At 56.6% G+C, this 5880-nt stretch carries 5 protein-coding genes and 2 pseudogenes; 3 read left to right on the forward strand and 4 right to left on the reverse strand.

The annotated features are described in order from the left end of the window. Positions 1–273, reverse strand: a 273-nt coding sequence (locus O6944_04110; GenBank protein ID MCZ6718326.1) for a hypothetical protein, incomplete at its 3' end; no start/stop codon positions are given. 514 nt (positions 274–787) lie between these two features. Between O6944_04110 and O6944_04115 the strand changes: the two are divergent. The 3 genes and pseudogenes from O6944_04115 to O6944_04125 all read left to right on the forward strand — a co-directional run bounded on the left by O6944_04115 (position 788) and on the right by O6944_04125 (position 3360). Next, positions 788–1156: pseudogene (locus O6944_04115) on the forward strand (adenylate/guanylate cyclase domain-containing protein). A gap of 132 nt (positions 1157–1288) precedes the next feature. Then, a complete protein-coding gene (locus tag O6944_04120) occupies positions 1289–2563 on the forward strand; it encodes an LLM class flavin-dependent oxidoreductase (GenBank protein MCZ6718327.1) in 1275 nt (424 codons plus the stop codon). Further along, on the forward strand, positions 2563–3360 hold the full coding sequence (locus O6944_04125; protein MCZ6718328.1) for an alpha/beta hydrolase: 798 nt from the start codon (positions 2563–2565) through the stop codon (positions 3358–3360). The genes O6944_04120 and O6944_04125 overlap by 1 nt, the downstream gene beginning before the upstream one ends. A 354-nt stretch (positions 3361–3714) precedes the next feature. On the opposite strand, the gene O6944_04130 is transcribed toward O6944_04125, so the two are convergent. The 3 genes and pseudogenes from O6944_04130 to O6944_04140 all read right to left on the reverse strand — a co-directional run bounded on the left by O6944_04130 (position 3715) and on the right by O6944_04140 (position 5340). Continuing rightward, positions 3715–4590, reverse strand: coding sequence for a hypothetical protein (locus O6944_04130; GenBank protein ID MCZ6718329.1), 876 nt, complete (start codon positions 4588–4590; stop codon positions 3715–3717). 211 nt (positions 4591–4801) lie between these two features. Then, positions 4802–4925 (reverse strand): annotated as a pseudogene (locus O6944_04135) (IS6 family transposase). A 127-nt stretch (positions 4926–5052) separates the two neighbouring features. Beyond that, entirely contained in the window at positions 5053–5340 is a 288-nt protein-coding gene (locus O6944_04140) for an integration host factor subunit beta (GenBank protein MCZ6718330.1), read from the reverse strand. Positions 5341–5880 lie beyond the last annotated feature (540 nt).

A 5880-nucleotide genomic window follows, 5' to 3' on the forward strand; every position in this document is an offset into this window, starting at 1 on the left:
CGAAGGTTTTGACACGGCGGACTTGAAAGATGCGAAGACGTTGTTAGAGGAGTTGGGGTGAAGTTCTCGGACACCATCGAGCAAGCCAGTGAGCTGCTTCGAGATAGCAGACGCAGAACTGATCGTGCGCTCAAGCAGCAATTTGCTGTCGACGAGGAGGCGCTGGACGACTTCCCGCAGTGTTCGGCCAGCAGAGGGCAGGGAGAACAGCAGTGAAAACCTCGACTGCAATCCGCCACCGTTACCGCTGTCCCAGATGCCGGGATGAAACAACGGGCGATCCTGCCGGCAAAGGGTTCGTGCGGCATAAAACCAACCCGTACTGTCTGTTTGAAAAAGGGGAACGGGACCATGGCGACGACAAATCACTCAGACCGCGCCCGGCAATAGGCGGGTAAGCGGCGCCTGGGGTGTCTCCTTGAGAAGCCTCACTGCTCCGAGAGCTTGAGCCGCTGGCGCGGATCAACCGTATAACACCCCCAAGCGGTGTGAAGTTTAGGGACGTGCGTAAAGTGCACCTGTGGAGAGGCAGAAGCATCATCCTGCCCTGCTCCGTTGGTCTTCATCTCATTTCCTGTTCTTATCGTTGCTGTCGGTCAGCGAGGGGGACCCGTCAGTGAAATTCTCCGAAATTGTCGACCAGGCCGCTAGCTTGCTTCAGGACAAGGGACGAATTTCCTATCTCGCCTTGCAAATGGAGTTTGAGCTGTCCGATAAGCAGCTAGAAGCATTGAAGGTAGAACTTATTCGGGGACAAAGGCTTGCGGTTGATGAAGATGGCGACGTACTGGTTTGGGCCGGTGAAGGCGCAACTTCCCCGCAAAGTGATACACAGCCGTCCACGCACTCCCCATCCGCCTACACCCCACCCCACCTCGCCGAGCGTATCCGAGCGGAACAACAAGCCATGGAATCCCGTGGCGCGGCAGATGGGGAACGGAAAACGATAACGGCCCTCTTCGCCGACCTCAAAGGTTCCACAGCCCTCATAGAAGGACTCGACCCCGAAGACGCAAGAGCGATCATCGACCCCGCCCTGCAGATCATGATGGACGCGGTGCATCGTTATGACGGATATGTGGCGCAAGCCTTGGGCGACGGCATCTTTGCGCTGTTCGGGGCACCGATTACCCACGAGGACCATCCGCAGCGGGCACGTCCCAGTTGCGGCATGTAAATCTACTTCTTCAGACGGGCTGCACCAAGTTGACAATACTGGCTTGCACTAATATTCAGGGGCAAGCGTCCTAAGTGTTATTTTCCATCACTGGAGGAGGAACAAAGCCGTATGAAATTTCATTGGTTCAATCTCATGCCGTGGCCGCATCTGCCGGATGATTTCACCGAGAAACACCGCAGCGTGTGGGTCGACGTCGATTCCAGACTGTTCGATCCGGTCAAGGCCAATCGTATTTACAATGACTATCTCGATTTGCTGGAGCTCGCCGAGGATGCCGGCTACGACGGACTGGGGATCAATGAGCACCACCAGAACGCGTACGGCATGATGCCTTCACCACAGCTGATGGCCGCGACGCTTGCGCGGCGCACGCACCGCGCGTCCATTCTGCTGCTTGGCCAATCGCTCGCACTCTACGATCCACCGACCCGTGTGGCTGAGGAAATGGCGATGATTGACTGTATGTCGGGTGGTCGGTTGATTGCCGGTTTCCCTGTAGGCAGTTCGATGGACGATAACTATGCCTGTGGGGTTAATCCGGCGACCTTGCGCGAGAAATATCACGAAGCGCACGATCTCATACGCCGCGCCTGGTCCGATCCAGACGTCTTCGCCTGGAACGGCAAGCACTACAAGCAGCGCTACGTCAACCTGTGGCCGCGACCCATTCAGAAGCCGCCACCGATTTGGATCCCCGGTGGCGGCTCGCTGGAGACCTGGGACTTCTGCGCTGAGAATCAGTACAACTATAGTTACCTCTCCTTCTCGGGCTACGTGCGCGGCGCGCAGCTCATGCAGGGTTTCTGGCGACGCATGGAAGAGCTCGGCCAGGACTTCAACCCCTATCAGGCCGCGTTTGCCCAGCAGATCTGCATCGCCGAGACCGACGCCGAGGCCAAGCGCCTGTACGAAAAACACGCGCGTTATTTTTTCTCGCGCTGCCTGCACGTGCATCCCGGCTTTGCCGACGCGCCCGGCTACCGGACCGAGCCGACCATCCGCGCCGGCCTTGCCTCGCAGATGGCGGGTCAGTCGTCCGCCCTCAACCAGGCCGCAGCCCTGTCGTGGGAAGAGATGATCGAGAAAGGGTATATCGTAGCCGGCAGCCCAGACAATGTCGCGGAGCAGATCAATAAGGTCGCGACCTCGCTCAAAGTTGGCCATCTCGTATGCCTGCTGCATTTCGGTGACATGCCGAATGAGCTGTGTCAGTACTCGACCAAGCTGTTTGCGGAGAAGATTATTCCGCAGATGAAAGGCATGTGGAAAGACTACGACGATCACTGGTCGCCGAAGCCGATGCCGATGGAGGAACGCGCCATTCCGCGCGCGGTCACCATGCCGGCTGGCGCTGAGGAAACGCAGTTGAAGGAGGCGAGCTAATGGACATCCAGACGATCCAGGTCGGTCCTGCCGCGCGCGAAGTGTACTACTACCGCGCGGGCAGCGGTGCACCACTGTTGTATCTGCATCACATGATCGGCTTGGCTGGATTTGAGCCAGCGCTCGGGCTGCTTGCAGAGTCGTTCGACGTGATCGCGCCGTACGCACCCGGTTGGGGGCCGACCAAGGATCAGCTTGCTGATGTGGACGAAGGACCGCTCGATCTGACCCTCCATCAGTGCGACGTCCTCGACGCGTTTGGGCTCGAATCCGCACACGTGGTTGGTGTGAGCGTCGGTGCGTGGATGGCAGCCGAACTCGCTGCCATAGCACCGCAGCGTGTTGATCGCCTTGTCCTGGTCAATCCGCTCGGGCCGTGGCTCGACGGCGTGGGGGGCGAAGACCCCTTCGCGCAGCATCCCGGATGTCCATCTGCCATTCTGTTTGGCGACCCGGACGGCCGCAACAAGCACCTGATTGAGGGGCGTGACACGGTGGACGCACTTGTCGATGAAGTGCTGAGCCTGCGCGCGAGCGCGAAGTTCCTGTGGCCGATCCCGGATACGGGCATCAAGCGCCGCTTGCCGCGCATCAAGGCTCCGACCTTGGTCGTCACCAGTGACAAGGACGTCGTGGTGCCCGAGGCGTACGGGCCGGCCTGGCAGTCGGCCATCAGCGATGCTCGTCTGACGACACTGCACGATGCTGGACACCTTGCGGAGCTCGACCAACCGGACGCATTTGCGCGACTGGTTAGCGAGTTCCTTGGGGAAGATAAGGTCGCCCAGGTCGCCTGAGAAGGTTCTGTCAAGCTATCGAAACGAACACGCACTTCACGTAGTGTGAGGCTGAATGAGCGTCCCCTTACGCTCCTTCCAGGCCTGCTGCCATCACGTCTCGCCAGGTTGTGAATGCTCGGTCTCGAAATAGTCGATAGTGAGCGGTTCGCATCAAATGGCGTCCGATCCGAAAGAGATTGTTGATCGGACGATGGACCGAGAGGAAGCGTTAGACGTGGCGTAGCGATTTAAAGCGGCGCATGTGGCGTTCGCGTTGGCGGGTCGGTTGGTGGGAGACTTCGACGCGGTTGTTGGCGTACTGCGTGGTGCACGCCAGGGTGTGCATAGGGGGTGACGGAACGAACAGGTCTCCTAGATCGTGTTGTTCTTGAACCAATCCATTAGATCATAGATCTTTTTGCAAGCAGGAAAAAAGGCCGCCAACGCAAGATGAACCCCCTCTTGCGTTACTTGTCCGGCCGCTGGGTGGACGGCGTCATTCCGTTGTACGCGAATATCCTCTTGGAGAGACAATAGGTGCTGATCAGCGCCTTCATGCACAGAGTATGGCATACCAGCTTTTTTTGCGCGTTTTATACATTCAGCAGTGAGCTTAAACATTTGTGTTATACGATGCTCCCCAGCTATAGCGTTTCGTATAGCGTTCGCAAGTTGGGCGTCACTTTTCACAGCGTTTGAGAGGATATGCATGAGCAGATAGATAGTGGTCTCACTGGCAGCACCAACCATAACGGCTGAAGCGAAAAACGTCCCGCGTCCGTATGTAATTAGCGCTTCACGGACGTATTGTTCAATCGTGGGATCTAAATGCTGAACTGAGCCACGAAGAGCTTTCAAATAGCCCAGTTGGTCTTCGGGGATGGGATAAGAACTAGCTGCCCACTGCCGGCCCATGGGTGTAACAACAAAACGGGAAAAATCCAAGGTTCCTCCCGCCATTGGCCGTGGGATAATATAACCATGAGAAAGTATTGACGAGTAAGCATCCGTTAAAACGGTCAACAGCGCTGCCAGCTCGGGCGGCTTCCCTGTTTCCAAGTTACAGGTTGAGAGAAGTCGGTCTACATCATGGTTACCTACTATTGCTGGATCAACAAGGTTCGCCGCCAAGAGCCGTTCTAAAGCGTTGTTGAGAATATTTTTATAGAGACGATCGCTTGGGTTCAAAAAGTCGCGCAGCGCGTCTCTCATAAAGTGCAGTACTGTCGCCCGGTCAAGGTCAGCCATGGCTAGCTCCCTCCCACCCGCCTCCTCGCTCTTCCGTATGGGAACAAGAGGTATTGTCAAGTTATCAGGAATGAGTACGGAACTCACGCACGGTGATCTAGAATGGGAGGCGTTCTTAGACCGCTGCCAGGCCTATCGTTACGCTTCGCCCCGTGACAAAGGCTCGATCTCGAAACAGCTGGTCATGCACGGCTCGCATCAAGTGCCGTCCGACCCGAAAGAGATTGTTGACTCGACTACGGAGAGAAACCGTTGCGCTTGTCGTGGAGATTTGAAGCGGCGCATCTGTCTCTCCCGCTGGCGGGTTGATTAGTGGAGACCTCGGCTCGGTTGTTTGCGCATTGTGTCGTACAGTGGCGAACGGAGGGGGGCGTCGTCTTGTTGAGCACAAGCGTCACTCGCTGTCTTGCCTCTCCAATGTCCTGTAGAAGACAAAGAACGTAGCTGTGTGGCTGCTGCAGCCTAGGCGGTCTCTCCGTTCACGCGCTTGCGCAGCTCGTTGCCCACCTTAAAGAATGGCACGCGCTTCGCAGCAATTGCTATCGCGGCTCCCGTCCGGGGGTTGCGCCCATTACGAGCCTCCCGCTGCCGCACCTCAAACACCCCAAACCCTCGCAGTTCTACTCGCTCTCCCTTTGCTAAGGCTTCAGCCATGCACCCAAACACCTCGTTGACGACCATCTCTGCCTCCTTTTTGGAGAACTGTGGATAGCGTCGTACAACTTTCTCGACCAGCTCCCGCTTGACCATCGTGTCGCTATAGCATCCCCTCTCAAGGCAAAAAAGCCCTGAGGCTTCACGAAGTTGACGCCTACTCGAAGCAGAGCTAGCGATGAGTAAGCCGAGTAAGAGTAGAAGGGAAAAAGAAGTGTTTGTGGAGTACCAAGTGTCCTGACATTGTGTTTACAATTCCACACCAAGGTTCCCGCCAGCGAGGACTGGCTTTCTCCTGGGTTACCCGCCTGGCAGTTCGCAGGTCGTCAGGGCGTAGCGACTGACCTGCCTACACATTCCAGCCGACATTATGTTGGTGACCGCCATGAACCGCTGCCCAAGTGGGTTTTTCCGTAACTCTCAGTGAGAAGGTACTTTCAGACACAGAATCGAGCAGGCTGAAAAAGTTGAGATTTCACAGGTCGTTACAAGCCCTCTTTCACAGATACACAAAGGCGAATGCTATGCCTTGGTCTCAGTTGTCATCCGGCGTTGGGATCGGCCAGTCGTCTATCCCACCTAAAATTCCAGGGAGCTTGTTGTCAAACTCAATCAATTTCTGGATCACGCACTGAG

Source organism: Gammaproteobacteria bacterium, assembly GCA_027296625.1.
Taxonomy (GTDB): Bacteria; Pseudomonadota; Gammaproteobacteria; order JAKEHO01; family JAKEHO01; genus JAKEHO01.

Bases quoted from the DNA above. Each gene is read 5' to 3' on its own strand.
- O6944_04120 (MCZ6718327.1), top strand. From the start codon at position 1,289: ATGAAATTTCATTGGTTCAATCTCATGCCGTGGCCGCATCTGCCGGAT.
- O6944_04125 (MCZ6718328.1), top strand. From the start codon at position 2,563: ATGGACATCCAGACGATCCAGGTCGGTCCTGCCGCGCGCGAAGTGTAC.
- O6944_04130 (MCZ6718329.1), bottom strand. From the start codon at position 4,590: ATGGCTGACCTTGACCGGGCGACAGTACTGCACTTTATGAGAGACGCG.
- O6944_04140 (MCZ6718330.1), bottom strand. From the start codon at position 5,340: ATGGTCAAGCGGGAGCTGGTCGAGAAAGTTGTACGACGCTATCCACAG.